The 18,220-nt window shown below is 61.4% G+C and carries 15 protein-coding genes; 4 read left to right on the top strand and 11 right to left on the bottom strand.

The features are described 5' to 3' along the window. Positions 1–49: 49 nt before the first annotated feature. Positions 50–1,345 carry a citrate synthase gene (gltA, locus tag KX928_RS09375; protein ID WP_219501363.1) on the top strand — a complete coding sequence of 432 codons (1,296 nt, stop codon included), beginning with the start codon at positions 50–52 and terminating at the stop codon, positions 1,343–1,345. Positions 1,346–1,821: 476 nt separating this feature from the next. After that, complete coding sequence (locus tag KX928_RS09370; protein WP_219501361.1) at positions 1,822–2,079, top strand: hypothetical protein; 258 nt, start codon at positions 1,822–1,824, stop codon at positions 2,077–2,079. Positions 2,080–2,082: 3 nt separating this feature from the next. Here KX928_RS09370 and KX928_RS09365 read toward each other — a convergent pair whose 3' ends face one another. The 10 genes from KX928_RS09365 to KX928_RS09320 all read right to left on the bottom strand — a co-directional run bounded on the left by KX928_RS09365 (position 2,083) and on the right by KX928_RS09320 (position 13,393). Continuing rightward, the gene (locus tag KX928_RS09365; RefSeq protein ID WP_219501359.1) at positions 2,083–2,859 is read right to left on the bottom strand and encodes an enoyl-CoA hydratase-related protein; all 777 of its coding nucleotides are present in this window, start codon (positions 2,857–2,859) and stop codon (positions 2,083–2,085) included. A gap of 69 nt (positions 2,860–2,928) precedes the next feature. Continuing rightward, a complete protein-coding gene (locus KX928_RS09360) occupies positions 2,929–3,381 on the bottom strand; it encodes a cytochrome c-type biogenesis protein (protein ID WP_219501357.1) in 453 nt (150 codons plus the stop codon). Then, positions 3,378–5,339: a heme lyase CcmF/NrfE family subunit gene (locus KX928_RS09355; RefSeq protein ID WP_219501355.1), complete on the bottom strand. Its 1,962-nt coding sequence runs from the start codon at positions 5,337–5,339 to the stop codon at positions 3,378–3,380. Before KX928_RS09355 ends, KX928_RS09360 begins: the two co-directional genes overlap by 4 nt. Positions 5,340–5,397: 58 nt before the next feature. Next, positions 5,398–5,985, bottom strand: a complete 588-nt coding sequence (locus KX928_RS09350) for a holin family protein (RefSeq protein ID WP_219501353.1) — start codon at positions 5,983–5,985, stop codon at positions 5,398–5,400. Beyond that, the gene (locus tag KX928_RS09345; protein WP_219501351.1) at positions 5,976–6,587 is read right to left on the bottom strand and encodes a holin-associated N-acetylmuramidase; all 612 of its coding nucleotides are present in this window, start codon (positions 6,585–6,587) and stop codon (positions 5,976–5,978) included. Before KX928_RS09345 ends, KX928_RS09350 begins: the two co-directional genes overlap by 10 nt. 80 nt (positions 6,588–6,667) lie before the next feature. Next, positions 6,668–7,111 carry a cytochrome c maturation protein CcmE gene (gene ccmE / locus KX928_RS09340; RefSeq protein WP_219501349.1) on the bottom strand — a complete coding sequence of 148 codons (444 nt, stop codon included), beginning with the start codon at positions 7,109–7,111 and terminating at the stop codon, positions 6,668–6,670. Between the two features lie 6 nt (positions 7,112–7,117). Continuing rightward, positions 7,118–8,146: an N-acetyl-gamma-glutamyl-phosphate reductase gene (argC, locus tag KX928_RS09335; protein WP_219501348.1), complete on the bottom strand. Its 1,029-nt coding sequence runs from the start codon at positions 8,144–8,146 to the stop codon at positions 7,118–7,120. Positions 8,147–8,179: 33 nt separating this feature from the next. Next, entirely contained in the window at positions 8,180–8,989 is an 810-nt protein-coding gene (locus KX928_RS09330) for a glutamate racemase (protein ID WP_219501346.1), read from the bottom strand. Between the two features lie 27 nt (positions 8,990–9,016). Next, positions 9,017–9,898, bottom strand: coding sequence for a lysophospholipid acyltransferase family protein (locus KX928_RS09325; RefSeq protein ID WP_219501343.1), 882 nt, complete (start codon positions 9,896–9,898; stop codon positions 9,017–9,019). 78 nt (positions 9,899–9,976) lie between these two features. After that, complete coding sequence (locus KX928_RS09320; RefSeq protein ID WP_219501342.1) at positions 9,977–13,393, bottom strand: indolepyruvate ferredoxin oxidoreductase family protein; 3,417 nt, start codon at positions 13,391–13,393, stop codon at positions 9,977–9,979. A gap of 174 nt (positions 13,394–13,567) precedes the next feature. Between KX928_RS09320 and KX928_RS09315 the strand changes: the two genes are divergently transcribed. Together KX928_RS09315 and purL are read left to right on the top strand one after the other, a co-directional pair. After that, positions 13,568–14,473, top strand: a complete 906-nt coding sequence (locus KX928_RS09315; protein ID WP_219501341.1) for a LysR family transcriptional regulator — start codon at positions 13,568–13,570, stop codon at positions 14,471–14,473. A gap of 309 nt (positions 14,474–14,782) precedes the next feature. Next, positions 14,783–16,942: a phosphoribosylformylglycinamidine synthase subunit PurL gene (gene purL / locus KX928_RS09310; protein WP_219501340.1), complete on the top strand. Its 2,160-nt coding sequence runs from the start codon at positions 14,783–14,785 to the stop codon at positions 16,940–16,942. Positions 16,943–16,946: 4 nt separating this feature from the next. On the opposite strand, the gene KX928_RS09305 is transcribed toward purL, so the two are convergent. Further along, a complete protein-coding gene (locus KX928_RS09305) occupies positions 16,947–18,209 on the bottom strand; it encodes a vWA domain-containing protein (RefSeq protein ID WP_219501339.1) in 1,263 nt (420 codons plus the stop codon). Positions 18,210–18,220: the final 11 nt, after the last annotated feature.

Raw genomic sequence — 18,220 nt, 5'->3', positions numbered from 1 at the left:
GAGAGCCGTAAGTCGGGTACGCCCGCATATATGACAGGAAGGACCACCCATGGCTGAAAGCACGAAATCCGCGAAGCTGAGCATTGACGGCAAGGACTACGAACTGCCCGTCTTTGCCCCGACCGCCGGGCCTGAAGTGGTCGACATCCGCAAACTTTACGCCCAGGCGGGTGTTTTTACCTATGACCCGGGCTTCACCTCCACCGCCAGCTGCGACAGCACCATCACCTTCATTGACGGCGATAAGGGTGAGCTGCTGCACCGCGGGTATCCGATCGATCAGCTTGCCAGCAAATCCCACTACCTCGAAGTCTGCTATCTGCTGCTATACGGTGAACTGCCGACACCGGCCGAGCTGGAGGATTTCGAAAGCCGCGTGACTAATCACACCATGCTGCACGAGCAGATGATGAATTTCTTCCGCGGGTTCAGGCGCGACGCGCACCCCATGGCCGTCATGACCGGCGTCGTGGGTGCCATGTCGGCCTTCTATCATGACAGCACCGATATCGCCGATCCGTGGCAGCGCGAGGTCGCCTCTATCCGCCTGATCGCGAAGATGCCGACGATTGCGGCGATGGCGTATAAATACACCATCGGCCAGCCCTTCGTGTATCCGCGCAACGATCTGGACTATGCCTCCAACTTCCTGCGCATGTGCTTTGCCGTGCCGGCCGAGGATTACGAGGTCAATCCGATCCTCAGCCGCGCGATGGACCGGATTTTCACGCTGCACGCGGATCATGAACAGAACGCCTCCACCTCGACGGTGCGGCTGGCGTCCTCCTCCGGCGCCAATCCCTTTGCCTGTATCGCGGCGGGTATCGCCTGTCTCTGGGGGCCGGCGCATGGCGGCGCGAACCAGGCCTGTCTGGAGATGCTCAACGAGATCGGCACGCCCGACCGCATCCCCGAATTCATCGCCCGCGCGAAAGACAAGAACGACCCCTTCCGACTGATGGGTTTTGGCCACCGCGTGTACAAGAACTTTGATCCCCGCGCCAAGGTCATGAAGGAAAGCGCTGACGAGGTGCTGGAGCTGCTGGGCGTGGACAACAACCCGATCCTGCAGGTGGCCAAGGAGCTGGAAACGGCGGCGCTGGCCGATCCCTATTTCGCGGACAAGAAGCTCTTCCCCAACGTGGACTTCTATTCCGGCATCATCCTCGAAGCGATGGGCTTCCCCACGTCGATGTTTACGCCGATCTTCGCGCTGAGCCGCACCGTCGGCTGGATTTCCCAGTGGAAGGAAATGATCGCCGATCCGCAAAACAAGATCGGCCGCCCGCGGCAGCTGTATCTTGGCAGCACCGCACGTGACTACGTGGATATCGAAAACCGCTGACCCTGCTTGCTGGCCGACCCGTAATCACCATCGGGTCGGCCAGCACGGCACCTCGATGCGGTGGATGACACGCTGCGAATCAGCCTGACACGATCCACCGAACAATCCCGCGATTTATGTGAGATTACCGACAGTTGCGCAGGCTACTGTCCACGCCCGACACGGCGAAATGTGTTCGAATTATGTCATTGTTTCCGACCGCCGCATAATCCGGGCGATTTCTTGACCGGTCGTTGCGACACCCCGTACAGTCCCGGCTCAAGGCGCTTTGAGCGCTTAAATACCCGGTGTGATCCTGTCCGTTACCTGTTTCCAGGCACTGTGAAAGGCCCGCGCTGGCAAGGGTAAATCTGGGTTTTGGGGCGCAGGACTGTCGCGGAAATCGCGCCATGACGCCTTCAGTACAGAGTGTGAGGTATAAGATGGTCCGGCAAGTCAATAATTCTCACGCCTGCGCCCAGGGGCTGGCAAAACGGATGCCACTGCCCGCCGACTGGAGCACTGGGCCCGAAGGCGCCCTGATCCCGGATGACGGCACGGCAGAAGACAAGATCGCGGTTGTCTATGACAAAGGTGAAGCCCCCCCCACGATCACCATTACCGACGTGTCCGGCAGCGTTCAGACCGTGCATGCAAACGGGATCGCCGTCGCAATCGTTGCCTGTGCGGATGGTCCCCGGCTGACCGTCGATGATGTGCTGCTGGTCGAGCGCTTCGTGAGCCGTCCGGCCTGAAGCTCAGCGCCCTTCGAACCGTGCCGGGCGCTTCTCCGTAAAGGCCAGAACACCTTCCTGAAAGTCGCGGGATTTGCCGCACGCGCCCTGTTGGCGTGCCTCCAGTGACAGCTGATCTTCCATCGAGTTGTTCCAGCTGCCGCGAATAACCGTCTTTATGGCCGCATAAGCCGCCGTGGGCCCCTGCGCAAGATGCGCGGCGCGCGCCTGCCAATGCTCTGCAAATGTGTCATCGGGAACGGCTTCCCAGATCATGCCCCAGTCATCCGCCTGCCGCGCCGTGATCTTGTCGGCAAAGAGAGCCGCCCCCATGGCCTTGGCGGTGCCCATGGTGCGGGGCAGAACATAGGTCCCGCCCGCATCGGGGATCAGACCGATACGCGCGAAGGCCTGCAGGAAATAGGCGCTTTCCGCCGCGATCACGACGTCCGCCGCAAGCGCAAGGTTGGCCCCGGCCCCGGCGGCAGGCCCGTTCACCGCCGCGATGGTCGGCACCGGGCAATCGACAATGGCGCGGAGCATCGGTGCGTATTCATCCCGCAGCGTCCGTTCAAGGTCGAGATTGGCAGCACTCACCCGGTCACCCAGATCCTGCCCGGAACAAAAGGCGCGCCCTGCTCCCGTCAGCACAACCACCCGCGCGCTCTTGCCCGCTTCAGTCACGGCATATGCGATCTCGGCGCGCATCTGCGTGCTCAGCGCATTCATCTTGTCTGGCCGGTTCAGGGTGATGGTGGCGACGCCGTCTTTCAGCGTGCAGGTCAGCGTTTGATAGTCCATTGGGCAATCCTTTTTCCGGGCCTGCCCTGTCATATCAAACTGATCGGTTCAGGGAAGAGCAACGAGGCGTCACTCTTTCAGGATTTCACGCAGGCGCGCCTCTTCGGCCTCACTCAGCTGCGCCTCCTGGGGTGCGGCCGTCCGTGCTCGCGACCTGATGTATCCAAATCCAACCGCCGCCGCCAACAGAACCATCAGGGGACCTGCCGCCCAAAGCACCCATGTCGAGCCGCTGGCGCGTGGCGACATCAGCACGAACTCTCCGTACCGCGCGACGAAAAAATCCATGATCTCGGCATCCGTGGCCCCGTCGGTGACAAGCTCGCGTACCGTGCGGCGGGCATCCTCCGCCCAGTTGGAATTGGAGAAGGCAACCGATTCCGACTGGCACACAACGCAGCGCAATTCGTGATCGATGGCGCGCGCGCGCGCCTCAAGGGCCGGGTCAGGCAGCATTTCAGACGGATCGAGCGCCCAGAGAGGGCTGGCCAGCAGGATCATCAGGAGCGCCACACGGATCATTCGGCAGGCACCGCCGCTGTCCTGCGCGCCCCGGCGGCCACGCGGAAACGCCGGTCCGACAGGCTGAGCAACCCGCCAAGCGCCATGAGGCCGCTGCCGATCCATATCCAGTTGGTGAGCGGCTTGATATAGGTCCGCACCGCCCATCCGCCAGCACCCTGGCGGTCGCCGATCACAACATAGACGTCGCGCGCCAGATCGTAGTCGATTGCCGCTTCCGTGGTTGGCATCTGGGCCACCGGGTAGATACGTTTCTCTGGCCGCAGTTGCGCGATTTCACGGCCATCCCTGGAAAGCGTGATGAACCCGGTTGTCGACAGGTAATTCGGGCCTTCGCTGTTGACCACGTCATCCAGGGTCAGCGTGTAGGCCCCCACATCAAAAGGCTCGCCAAACTGCGCAACGCGGATGTCCTCGTATTGCCATGCCATCAATCCCGAGACCCCCATCATGGTGATCCCGAGGCCGGAATGGGCGACCATCTTGCCCCAGTCCGCGCGCGGCAGACGCGTCAGGCGCGCCCACCTGCCCGGCCCGCGGCCCGTGCGCTGCATCAGGTCAACAATCGTTCCCGCGACAATCCACGCGGCAAGAAACATCCCGATGGGCCCCAGAAGGCTGCGGCCTGTCTGCATGGCATAGGCCAATCCGCCGACGGCCACCGCCAGCACGAAGACATATCTGAGGGGCCGCAGGGACCGCAGGATGCTTGCCCGCTTCCACGGCATCGCGGAGCCGATGGGCAGGATCAGCCCCAACACCAGCATGAAGGGCGAAAAGGCCATGTTGAAAAACGGCGGTCCGACGCTGAGCTTGCGGTCAAAGAACATCTCGGCCACCAAAGGCCACATCGTGCCCACGAACACCACGAAGCACGAGACGGCCAGCAACAGGTTGTTGGCCAGCAGCGCGCTTTCCCGGCTGACAACGCCGAAGACGCCGCGGGCCTCCATGGCCCCCGCGCGCAAGGCATAGAGAATAAGCGCCCCGCCCATAAAAAACGCCATGATCATCAGGATAAAGACACCGCGCTCAGGGTCATTGGCGAAGGCATGCACCGAGGTCAGCAGGCCCGACCGGACGATGAAGGTGCCGATCAGGGAGAACCCGAAGGCGAGGATGGCCAGCAAAATGGTCCAGCTTTTGAGCGCCTCGCGTTTCTCAACGACGATCGCCGAGTGCAGCAGCGCCGCCGCCAGCAGCCATGGCATGAAAGAGGCGTTCTCCACCGGGTCCCAGAACCAGAAACCGCCCCAGCCAAGCTCGTAATAGGCCCACCACGAGCCCAAAGCGATGCCGATGGTCAGAAACACCCATGCCGCAAGGGTCCAGGGCCGCACCCAGCGGCCCCAGGCCGCATCGACCCGTCCTTCGATCAAGGCGCCCACGGCGAAGCTGAAGGTCATGCTCAGCCCGACATAGCCGAGGTAAAGAAACGGCGGGTGAAACGCCAGACCGGGATCCTGCAACAGCGGGTTGAGGTCCTGCCCGTCGAACGGCGGGACGGCCAACCGCAGAAAGGGGTTGGAGGTAAAGAGAATAAAGGCAAAGAACGCAACCGCAATGGCTGATTGCACGGCCAGAACCCGCGCCCGCAGGGTGGGTGGCAGATTGCCCCCGAACCACGCGGCCATGGCGCCAAAGAGCGTGACAATGAGAACCCACAGCAGCATGGATCCCTCGTGGTTGCCCCATGTTCCGCTGATCTTGTACAGCATCGGCTTGGCCGAATGGCTGTTGAGCGTAACCAGCCTGAGGCTGAAATCAGAGGTGACGAAGGCGTACATCAACGCCCCGAAGGCGAAGGCGGTAAGCAGGAACTGCGCCGAGGCGGCGGGTTCCGCCACGGCCATCCATGCAGGCCAGCGCTTCTGCGCACCGATCAGCGGTACGATCATCTGAACAATGGCCACGATAAAGGCCAGGATCAGGGCGAAATGTCCAAATTCTGTGATCATGCCCGCAGTATAGGACGCGCCGGAAGCGCATCCAATGACAATCGCGCCGATCAGGTGATCACTTTGTCGCGGGGCGCTTATGCGCGCGCCAGTCTTCCAGCGCCGCATTGCCATCCGGAATGATGGACAGCGCCGACAAACGGGCATCCGGTCCGCTGTCCGCCAGCCCCGGGCTTGTCGATTTCAGCCCGTTCAGCGCGGTGATGTTTTCGACCACTTTCGGCGTGTATGCCATGGTTTTAGCAATAGACCTTTGAAATTGCTGACTTTTGATCTGGTGTCGCGCCCCGAAGTAAAACGACACGATCACGCCCAGCAACCACCACAAGGGTTCCGGCACAAGCGCAATGCCCTGCATCCGCTTGGAAAACCAGATCGGATCCACCATGGCCGCGACAAAAAGCCCCAAGGTGCCCAGGGCCAGCGCTGGCCGTGGAACACGGTTCACGCCGTCCATGATGCGGTCAAAGACGCTTTGATTGGACGATTCAAATTCGCGGGCAAACTGCTTCATCGCTTCGAGCCTGAGCTCTTGCGAGCGGGCCGCACCTTCCTCGGTGTTTTCGCGGAACACTTCGGCTGTATCGCTTATCACGTTGCGACCATTGCCAAAAATGACGTTCAAGATACCGGTGATCAAACCCATGCTGCGACCCTTTGCTGAAACTGTTTTTCCGTCATGTGATACCGCGCGGAAATGAAGTCTTCGGCGCGCCTGATCCAGCCACCCTTGCCACCGGCACGGGTGCGGGCGAATTTGCGGCTGGCGGCCCGGCGGTCGGCGATCCGAAAATAATAGTTACGCCGGGCGATTCCGTAGGCATCCGCTAGATGGCCCGGCGCCTGGACGTAGGCGGCCTGTGCCGCGGCGATGCTTTGTGGGCCAAGCGCCCCGTCCACCGCCACATCGTGCCCCATATCGTTCAGTAATCGCTGAAGAATCTTGACCGCATTTGCCCCGGCATTGACATACATATCAAAGACCGTCGCGTGCAGCGGAGGCGGTAACAAGGCGATCAAAGGCTTTTCGAAATAGTGTTTTTCGAAAATCTCGACCGCCTGGGCCTTTGTCAGCGCACGCACATCCGCAACCGTCACCGTACCATCCCGGTCCAGATCGAGCCCCAATGTGCGCATCGTGTGAATGGTAACGCCGAAGTTGGTTGCCCCGCCCGGATCATCCGGATCGTTCACAAAGCCGCCTTCACGCGCAACGATCTGTGTCGCGATCTCTCTGACCGTCTGCATCCTTGCCCCCATATGTTCGCTTTTGCGGGGAACAAAATGGGCTAGAAATGGTTAATTCGGTCTGAGAGCAGCGTACGCTGTTACCCTTCCGGCTCCTTGTAGACGCCTTGCTCTTTCAGCGCGTCGACAACTTCCTTTGGCATGTATGTTTCATCATGTTTTGCAAGTATTTCAGAAGCTTCAAAGACGCCGTTAATGTAACGACCGGTTCCGACCATGCCTTGGTTTTCCTCGAAAAGATCCGGCAGAACGCCCGTGTAGGTCACTGGCACGGTCGCGCCACCGTCGGTAACGCTGAACTGAATTGTCTTGCCCTGACCGCGAACCAGAGAGCCTTCGGTCACCAGCCCGCCGATGCGGAACACCTCGGATGGCGCGGGCGGTTCCGCCAACACCTGGGTTGGCGCACGAAAGAAATTGATGCCATCGCGCATCGCGTACCCGATCAGCACAGTCGATAACACCAAAGCCACCGCCGCGACGGCGATGACTTGGATACGGCGTTGTTTCTTAAGGCTTTTCATTGGTCCTCATGGAAAAAGCGGCGCCATCGTCAGCCCCTCTGTCTCCTCAATACCTAACATCAGGTTGGCGTTTTGCAACGCCTGCCCGCTGGATCCTTTCGTGAGGTTATCGAGCGCCCCTGTGATGATGGCACGGCCGGGCAACCGGTCGCGTGACACGCCGATATGGCAATAGTTTGAGCCGCGGACGTGATGTGTGCTTGGGGTTTCGCCAAACGGCAGAACCTCGATAAAGGGTTCATCCGCATAGGCGGCGCACAACGTCTCGTAAATCCGGTCAGGGTCGCCTTTCACATAGGTAGTCGCGAGGATACCACGATTGGCCGGAATGAGATGCGGCGTGAACTGGACCTGGACAGGCCGCCCCGCCAAGGCACTGAATTCCTGATCAAATTCACCCAGGTGCCGATGCGTGCCCCCCACGGCATAGGCGTGATACCCCTCGGAGAGCTCCGCGTGCAGCAGGTTTTCCTTCAGACTGCGACCTGCGCCGGATACCGCGCATTTCAGGTCGAGAATGATCTCGTCCAGGTCGATGATCCCGGCGACAACAAGCGGCCGCAGAACAAACTGGCCCGTGGCCGCGTTGCATCCCGTTCCGGCCACCAACCGGGCGGGGGCGATCTGTTCACGGTAGAACTCGGTCAGGCCGTAGACGGCTTCGTGTTGCTGGTCTACGGCGGCGTGCTCGTTGCCGTACCATTTTTTGTACGCATCGGGGTCGCGCAGCCGGAAATCCGCGCTCAGATCAACGATCTTCAAATCCGCGGGCAGCGCCGCGACAACCTGCTGGCTGGTCTTATGCGGCAGGGCACAGAAACACAGATCAATATTTGCAAAGTCAATCTGGTCAATTTGCAAAAGAGCTGGCAACTCAAGATGCCGCAGATGGGGAAAGACCTCTGCGATGGTTTTCCCTGCTTTGGAGTTTGCGCCAAGAGCGCTGATGGCAAGATGCGGGTGTCCGGCGATCAACCGGATCAGTTCTGCCCCGGTATAGCCAGAGGCCCCGAGGATGGCGATGGAGTAAGTCATGGATGAATTCCGTATCGAAGACGTTTGCAAAGCTCAGGCGGATTGAAAGGTAATCTGTCGTCGCAAGAACTGTGTCGCGCGGTCGGAGACCTTGCGGGGATCGCCCGTCGTCAGGAATGCGCTGTCTCCGGTCCCACCCATATCCGGATGACGGACCAGATAATCCGCAAGACTTTCAGCCACCAGCGAGGCCTGGCTGAACACCCGGACATCGCTGCCCAATGCATCCTGAAAATAGCCTTCCATCAGAGGGTAATGTGTGCAGCCCAATATCGCGGCATCCGGGTCAGGCATCTTCCGCTTCAGCGCATCGACATGGCTGCGCACCAGCGCTTCGGCCAATATCATGTCACCGTCCTCGATCGCGTCGACCACGCCGCCACAGGCTTGCGCCTCGACATCGACGCCGATCGCCCTGAAGGCGAGCTCTCGCTGAAAGGCGCGGCTCGCAACGGTTGCAGGCGTCGCAAACAGGGCCACATGTTTAACCGCAACCTCTCTCGGGGGCGAATTGTCGCCCCATTGCCGCTCCGTCATTGCTTCGATCAGTGGCACAAATACGCCCAAGACGCGCTTGTCGGCGGGAACCCACGATTCCTGCATGCGCCGAAGCGCTGCGGCCGACGCGGTATTGCAGGCCAGAATCACCAGATCGCATCCCGCCTCAAAAAGCCGCGTGACCGCGGAACATGTCAGGTCGAAGATATCGTCGGCTGTCCGCACACCGTAGGGCGCATGCGCGCTGTCGGCCAGATAAACAAACGGCACCTCAGGCAGCCGTTTTTCAACCGCATCCAGCACGGTCAGACCGCCCAATCCGCTATCAAAAATGCCTACCGCCATCGCGCCCGGTGCCCCAATGGCACCCCGTCAGGTCCGGTGCCGTTCCTCGAATTCATACCCCAGATCGAAAAACTTCCGAGGATCTGGTGACAGCTCATACGTTGCTTTTCGGAGGAAATCCATCATCGCTTTGCTATCTTTTGCGAGTGGGTCCAGAACGTCACGCCCAATCGGCGCGCCGACACACAGGCGAACCGGCGTATCCACCCGTTTGCCGAACTCCTTGATCAGCAACCCCATGCGCAGGGTGGCGTGCATGTGGCTGGCGATCTGAAACATCCGGCTGGTGTGGCCGTCAAAGAATAACGGCAGCACGGTCGCGTTGGATTTCGCGATCATCCGCGCGGTGAAGCTGCGCCAGCCGGGATCCATCGGGCGCGAGAAAGGTCGCGCCGCGGTGCTGACTGTCCCGCCCGGAAATATCCCGATGGCACCTTCATCCGCGAGGTATTTCAACGCCGTCCTACGCGTGGCGATATTAAGAGCCATCGCCTCCCTGGTATCGTCGAAACTGATGGGCAGGATGATGCGGTTCAGATCTTCGGCTTTGCGGAAAACCGAATTCGCAAGGATGCGGAAATCGCCCCGGGTATGCGCGAGGATGTGCCCCATGATCAGCCCGTCCAGGATGCCGTAGGGATGGTTGGCGATCAGGATCAGCGGGCCGGCGCACGGCACGTTCTCCAAGGCGCCGGAGACAATGTCGAGCGTCAGCCCGTAGCGCTCCACCATCACCTCGAAGAAGTCCCGGCCCGCAGCGACTTCGGATTCGTAGCCCTCAGCCCGCTTGATCAGGCGCAACCGTCCGGTGCTGTTTTCCATCAAGCGGATGAGGGCGCGCCCGCCCTTGGTTTCGGCCGAATAGGAATAGCTGATATCACGGGCGATATTCGGGCGCATCATCCCCATTGAAGTCTCCAAAAATCCGTGGCCGGCGACGGTTCTGGCAAAATGCGATACCCGGAAAATATGACGGTGCCATGACGCCTACTCGGCCGCTTTGGCGGTATCTGCCCCCCCGGCCTGTATCACTGCAAGCAATTCTTCGCGCCGTTTTGCCGCCTTGGCCTCGTTGAGCTGTTTGACGGGGCCGAACCCCTTGATCTGCATGGGCAATTCCGCAAGTGCCGCAATCGCTGGCCCCGTGCTCTCGGTCAGCAAAGGCAGCACAGTTGCCAGATCGCGTTCATATTGCCTGATCAGCGCGCGCTCCATACGGCGCTCGGCGGTATATCCAAAGGGATCGAACGGCGTGCCGCGCAGACGCTTGAATTTCGCGAGCACCCGCAGGGGTTTTTCGAGCCAGGGTCCGAAGGTGCGTTTCATCGGCCGTCCGTCCGGTCCTGTTTTGGACAGCATCGGCGGCGCCAGGTTGAAGGTCATCTTGAAATCACCGTCAAACTCAGCGGCAGCCTTTTCCCGACTGGTCAAAAGCAACCGCGCCACTTCGTATTCATCCTTGTAGGACAGCAGTTTATGATAACCTTCTGCCGCCGCCTGCCTGACCTCTTGATCCGGGATCGTATCAAGCAACCGGCGGTACCGTTTGGCCAGCCGCCTGCTTTGGTAGGCGGTCAGATGTGCCTCGCGGAAGGCAATTTTTTCCTCCGGCGTCTGCGGCAGCTTGATCACCCTGGGCTGCAACAGCGCCGCGGCCTCCGCGGGGTTCAGCACCGCCCACCGTCCGATCTCGAAGGCGCGCAGATTGCGCTCCACCGCGGCTCCGTTGAGCTTGATCGCCTCACTGATCGCATCAAACGACAGCGGCACCAGCCCCCGCTGCCACGCGGCGCCAAAAATCATCATGTTGGAAAAGATCGAATCGCCCAGCGTGGCCTTGGCAAGCTCGGAGGCATCGAAGAGGTCGACCCGGTCTTTCAGCCGCGCCTGCAACGCCAGTGACAGCCGTTCACTGGGGAGTCGGAATTCCGTGTCACGGGTGAAGTCGCCGGTAATGATCTCGTGGCTGTTCACAACCGCACCGGTGCGCCCCCCGCGCGTCAGGCCGAGGGTTTTCGCCCCTGCGGACACCACCAGATCGCCGCCGATCAGCGCGTCGGCCTCACCGGTCGCGACACGTATCGCAGTGATGTCGCCGGGTTTTTCCGCCAAGCGGCAGTGAATATGCACCGCGCCGCCCTTTTGCGCGAGGCCGGCCATCTCCATCATTCCCGCGCCCTTGCCGTCGATGTGCGCCGCCTGCGCCATCACCGCGCCGATAGTCACGACGCCGGTGCCCCCGACCCCGGTGATCACGACGTTCCAGGTGCCATCGATTGCCGGCAGCGCGGGCTGCGGCAGGTTCGGGATGTCCAGCGTGGTCGTGGGGTCCTTGCGCACCTTCGCGCCTTCCAGCGTCACAAACGATGGGCAGAAGCCTTTGAGGCAACTGAAATCCTTGTTGCAGGAGGATTGATCAATCGCCCGCTTGCGCCCCAGCTCCGTTTCCTGCGGCACGATTGAAACACAGTTGGATTGAACGCCACAATCGCCACAGCCTTCACACACGTCCGTGTTGATGAACACCCGCTTGTCAGGGTCCGGAAACAGCCCCCGCTTGCGACGCCGGCGTTTTTCGGCAGCACAGGTCTGGATGTAGACGATCGCGGACACGCCGGGGGTCTTTGCAAACCGCTCCTGCACCGTTTGCAAAGACGCTCTTTCGTGGACTTCGACCCCCTTGAAAGCAGACAGATCGACCGCCTCTTTCTCGTCGTAGACCACCGCGATATGGGGCACGCCCATGGCCTGCAATTCCCTGACGATCCGCGGCGCGTCCAAATCGCCCTCGTTGTGCTGACCGCCGGTCATGGCGACGGCATCATTGTAGAGGATCTTGTAGGTGATATTGGTTTTCGCGTTCAGCGCGGCCCGGATGGCCTGCACGCCGGAATGGTTGTAGGTGCCATCGCCGAGGTTCTGAAACACATGCTCGCGGGTGGAAAACGGCGCTTCGCCGATCCAGTTTGCGCCCTCGCCCCCCATATGCGTGAAGCCCGTGGTTTCGCGGTCCATCCACTGCACCATATAGTGGCAGCCGATGCCTGCATAGGCGCGCGACCCGTCGGGCAGCCGCGTCGAGGTATTGTGCGGACATCCCGAGCAGAAATAGGGCAAACGCGCCGCGATATCTTCCGCGTTGTCATTCCTGCGGGCGTCTTCGAGAACTTCAAGACCGGCACGTAACCTCTCGTTATCACGCCCTTCTTCGATCAGGATTTCTCCCAGCTTCTCCGCGATCATGATCGGGTCGAGCGCGCCGCGCGTCGGGAACAGCTCGTCGCGGTGCATGCCACCGGCCCCGCCTTTGTACCATCCGTAAACCCGGCGCCCGCGCCGGTCGTCAAAGATCGCCTCCTTGATCTGCACCTCGATCAGCTTGCGCTTTTCCTCAACCACGACGATCAGGTCGAGCCCTTCGGCCCAGTCGTGGAACCCCTCCATGTCGAGCGGGAAAGTCTGCCCCACCTTGTAGGTGGTGATGCCCAGACGGTCAGCCTCGGGCGCGTCGATGTTCAAAAGCGTCAGCGCGTGCTCAAGATCCAGCCAGTTCTTGCCGGCGGCCACGAACCCGATCTTGGCACCCGCCTTGCCCCATATGCGCTTGTCCATCTTGTTGGCATGGCTGAAGGCCTCGGCGGCAAAGCGCTTGTGGTCAATCATTCGCGCTTCTTGCTCGTGCGGGGTGTCGATCAGGCGGATGTTCAGCCCGCCTTCGGGCATCTTGAAGTCTGGCGTGACAAAGCTCAGCCGTGTCGGGTTTCCATCCACCACGGAGGTCGCCTCGACCGTGTCTTTCATGGTCTTCAGACCGACCCAGAGACCAGAGAACCGGCTGAGCGCAAAGCCGTAGAGCCCGTAATCCAGGATCTCCTGCACCCCGGCGGGGCTGACCACAGGCATATAGGCGTCCACCATCGCCCATTCAGACTGGTGCAGAACGGTCGAGCTTTCGCCGGTATGGTCATCGCCCATCGCCATCAACACACCGCCGTTCCGGGCGCTGCCCGCCATATTGGCGTGCCGCATCACGTCGCCGGAGCGGTCAACCCCCGGCCCCTTGCCGTACCAGAGGCCGAAAACGCCGTCATATTTTCCCTCGCCGCGCAGTTCGGCCTGCTGACTGCCCCAGAGGGCCGTCGCAGCAAGATCCTCGTTCAGGCCCGCCTGGAACGTGATGGCGTGTTCGGTCAGCGGTTTGAGGGCGCGTTGCATCTGCATATCGACCGCGCCCAGGGGGGATCCCCGGTAGCCGGTGACCAGACCGGCGGTATTCAGCCCGGCGGCGGTGTCGCGGACCTTCTGCATCATCATCAGGCGCACAAGGGCCTGCGTGCCGTTCAACAGCACCGTGTTCTTGTTCAGGTCATAACGGTCATTCAGCGATATTTTCTGAGTGCTCATCGATCGCCTCCCCAGCGCTCGGTCAGTGTTGCACAGATTTAGACCAATAATAGGTCATAAAAGCTGACCCGTATAGGGGTTATTTTGAAATTCCAGAGCTTTTGCGGCGCGCTCTACTGTATTTCAGCCCCGGATACCGCTACCACGGCGTTAACGATTTACATGGAATGCAATATGGATTGGGACAAGCTGAGAATTTTTCACGCGGTGGCGGATGCCGGGTCCCTGACGCATGCGGGTGACAAGCTGAACCTGTCGCAATCGGCGGTGAGCCGACAGATCAGAGGTCTTGAGGAATCCCTGAATGCGACGCTGTTTCACCGCCATGCGCGTGGCCTGATCCTGACCGAACAGGGCGAGTTGCTGTTCGATGCGACCTCCGCCATGTCCAAACGGCTGGACACCGCCTCCGCCCGGATTCGCGACAGCGAAGAAGAAGTGTTCGGCGAATTGCGCGTGACCACCACAACCGGGTTCGGCACGCTGTGGCTCGCGCCGCGACTGCCGAAGCTCTACGAGAACTACCCTGACCTCAAGGTCGACCTGATGCTGGAAGAACGCGTGCTGGATCTGCCGATGCGCGAAGCGGATGTGGCAATCCGCATGAAAGAGCCCAGCCAGGCCGATCTGATCCGCAAAAAGCTGATGATGATCCGCATGTGTCTCTACGCGACCCCGGATTACCTGGCGGAGAACGGCACACCGCGCGACATCGAAGACATCGAGGATCATCGGCTGATCTGCCAAAACATCGACAGCAATCAGGTTGGCGCCGGACGCAACCTCGTTCAACACCTCATGACCTATGAAATCCGGTCACTGCTCACGGTGAACAACTACTACGGTGTCCTGCAAAGCGTGCTGAACAACCTGGGAATCGGTGTGCTGCCGGACTACGTGACCGAGGATTTTCCCGACCTCGTACAGGTGCTTCCCGACCTTGAGTCGGCAGATGTGCCTGTTTTCCTCGCATATCCGGAGGAGTTGCGGCATTCTCAGCGTGTCTCCGCTTTCAAGGACTTCGTGCAGGAAGAGATCATAACCTACCGCAAACAGCTGAGAGAAAAGCAAAAGTCCTGATCCCCCGGCGAGCTATGCATTTATTGCATATCGGACATGCTGCCGGGCGTTAAGATTCAGCCTTGATCGTGTGCAGGTCGCTACTTATTTGATCTCTTGAAGGCGCGGATGCCCTGCATCTGCCTTCATACCTCCCTGTTGGACTTGGCCGAGCTTCGTGCTCGGCCTTTTTTTTCGCCGCCCGGAATGTGATCCGGCGCAGCGCATTTTCAACGGCGCGTTTTGCGCTGTCCGCACGGGCTTTGCCCCTTTTCCCCACAGGTCCCTTCCTCTAAAGACATCGCAACAATTGCGACTGGGGGCCACGCGATGACTGAACCTGCCATAACACCGGAATTGATTGCCAGCCACGGCCTGAGTCCGGATGAATATGAGCGCATTCTCGACATCGTCGGCCGTGAACCGAGTTTCACGGAGCTGGGCATTTTCTCGGCCATGTGGAACGAGCACTGTTCCTACAAATCCTCCAAGAAATGGCTGCGCACGCTGCCCACCTCCGGCCCGCAGGTCATTTGCGGCCCCGGTGAGAATGCCGGTGTGGTCGACATCGGCGACGGTCAGGCGGTCGTCTTCAAGATGGAAAGCCACAACCACCCCAGCTACATCGAACCCTACCAGGGCGCGGCCACCGGTGTGGGTGGCATTCTGCGCGACGTGTTTACCATGGGCGCACGGCCCATCGCGGCGATGAACTCGCTGAGTTTCGGCGACCCGTCGCACCCCAAGACCCGGCAACTGGTGAACGGGGTGGTCGAGGGTATCGGCGGTTACGGCAATTGCTTTGGCGTGCCCACCGTGGGCGGCGAAGTGCGCTTTGATCCGGCCTATAACGGCAATTGCCTGGTGAATGCTTTCGCCGCTGGTCTCGCGGATGCGGACAAGATTTTCTATTCGGCGGCTTCCGGGGTCGGCATGCCGGTCGTGTATCTGGGGGCCAAGACCGGGCGTGACGGCGTGGGCGGGGCCACCATGGCCTCTGCTGAATTTGACGACACCATCGAAGAGAAACGCCCCACCGTGCAGGTGGGTGACCCATTCACGGAAAAGCGCCTGATGGAAGCCACGCTGGAGCTGATGAAGACCGGCGCGGTGATTTCCATTCAGGATATGGGGGCGGCCGGGCTGACCTGCTCCGCCGTGGAGATGGGGGACAAGGGCAATCTCGGTGTGCGGCTTGATCTGGAAAACGTGCCGGTGCGCGAAGAAGAGATGACAGCCTATGAAATGATGCTGTCGGAGTCGCAGGAGCGGATGCTGATGGTATTGCGCCCGGACCTGGAAGCCGAGGCCAAGGCGGTTTTCGACAAATGGGACCTCGACTTTGCCATCGTCGGCGAAACCATTGCCGAAGACCGCTTCCTGATCGTGCATAAAGGTGAGGTCAAGGCAGATCTGCCGCTCAAGACACTCGCCGGCACAGCTCCCGAGTACGACCGCCCGTGGGAGCCAACGCCACCGGCGGCCCCGTTCAGCGAGACCCTGACAGTTGATCCCATCGAGGGGCTCAAGGCGCTGATCAGCAGCCCGAACTACGCTTCCAAGGCATGGGTGTACCGGCAGTACGATACCATGGTGATGGCAGATACCGTGCGCATTCCCGGGCTGGGCGCGGGCATCGTGCGGGTGCATGGCTCCGACAAGGCACTGGCCTTCACCTCCGACGTGACGCCGCGCTACGTCAAGGCCGATCCGGTCGAGGGCGGCAAGCAGGCGGTGGCCGAAGCCTATCGCAATCTGACGGCGGTGGGGGCGAAACCGCTGGCCACCACCGACAACATGAACTTCGGTAATCCGGAAAAGCCCCGGATCATGGGGCAGTTCGTGGGCGCAATCCAGGGCATCGGGGCGGCTGTCGATGCGCTGGATATGCCCATCGTGTCGGGCAATGTCTCGCTCTACAACGAGACCGACGGCGCGGCGATCCTGCCCACGCCGACCATTGGCGCCGTGGGCCTGATCGCCGATGTGGCCGAGATCATCGGCTGCGATGTGCGCGAGGGTCATGTGGCGCTGGTGCTGGGGGAAACCACCGGGCATCTGGGACAATCCGCCCTGCTGGCCGAGGTCTTCGACCGCGCCGAGGGCACAGCACCGCCCGTGGATCTGGCGACCGAGGCGGCGCACGGCGATTTCATCCGGGAAAACCGGGGCCTTGTCGCGGCCTGCACCGATCTCTCTGACGGAGGCATGGCGCTGGCCGCTTTCGAATTGTCCGAAAAGGCAGGCATCGGCGTCCAGCTTGAGACTGACGACACGAAAACGCTTTTTGGAGAGGACCAGGGCCGCTATCTGATCGCCTGCGCCCCGCCGGCGGCGGAGGCGCTGATGGCGGCGGCGCAGAGTGCCGGGGTGTCGCTGGCCGCCGTCGGCAGCTTCGGCGGCGATGCGGTGACCTTCGGGGCCGCCTCGGCGCCGCTGGATGGTCTTGCAACTCTTTACCGCGGGGCCTTTGCCTCGGTCTTTGCCTGAGCCGTCAGGCCCCCAGCAGCTGCATCAGGCGCTCTTTCTCACCCCGGTCGTCGCGCCGGGACAGCGATGTCGCGAGGTCTTCCAGCGAGGCGATCGAATGGCCCGCGCGAAAGCTGTCCACATGCGGCAACATCGCCGCGATCCCCTGCGCCCGGGGGGCAAACCCCTCCCAGCGCAGCAGCGGGTTCAGCCAGATCAGGCGGCGCGACGACAGGTGCAACCGTTCCATCTGCCGTGACAAGGCCTCCGGGTCATCGCGATCCAGCCCATCGGTGATCAGCAGCACCACCGCCCCCTGCCCCATGACGCGGCGCGACCAGTCGCGGTTGAAGCTCTCCAGACACTGGCCGATGCGCGTGCCACCCTCCCAATCCTGCGCCTCGGCACCGGCCGCGGCAAGCGCGGCATCGACATCCCGGTGCCGCAAGTGGCGGGTGATATTGGTCAGGCGGGTGCCGAAGGTGAAGGCGTGTACCTTTGCCCAGCCCGCCCCCTTGGCATTGGCCACCGCGTGCAGGAAATGCAGGACAACCCGGCTGTACTGGCTCATCGAGCCCGAGATATCGCAGAGCACAACGAGGTTGGGCCATCTCGGGGTCGGCTGCCTGAGCGCGATCCTGTGCATCTCTCCGCCCTGCCGCATCGCCGCCCGCAGCGTTCGCGCGGCATCGACCCGATTGCCGGTCAGGCTGGGTTTGGCGCGGCGCGACCGGATCGGCGGCACCGGCAGGTTGAGACGGGCGAGCATGCGCTTGGCCTGGGCCATTTCCGCGGTGCTCATCTGTTCGAAATCCAGCGTGCGCAGGCGCTCCTGCGCGGACATCGTCAGGCTTGCGTCAATCTCGATCTCGGTGGTCTCATCGTCATCCTCGGGACCCGCGCCAAGATCCGGGGCCTCGGCGCCGTCCAGCAGCGCTTCGGCCGCGCGCTTTTCCGCAGACTGCGCCTTGCGGTCCTCCTGAACCCCACGAATGGCCGGGATCATCATCGACATCATATGCTCCAGATACCGCGGGTCGCGCCAGTAGAGCCGGAAGACCTGGGAAAAGACGGTGCGATGTTCGGGGCGGTTTACAAAGCAGGCGTGCAGCGTCCAGTAGAAATCGCGTTTGTCCGTGAAACCTGCGGCCTGCACCGCGCGGATGGCGTCGATGACACGGCCCGGTCCGATCGGCAGGCCCGCGCGGCGCAGGGCGCGGGCGAAATGGGTGATATTGCCTGCCAGTTTCGGATCATCCGGCAGATCCAGCGGAAGGTAGTCAGGCATGGGCCGATTTG

The organism is Roseobacter insulae, from assembly GCF_019375555.1.
In the GTDB taxonomy this organism is placed as follows: domain Bacteria; phylum Pseudomonadota; class Alphaproteobacteria; order Rhodobacterales; family Rhodobacteraceae; genus Roseobacter; species Roseobacter insulae.
This window is presented reverse-complemented; position numbering and strand designations above follow the sequence as displayed.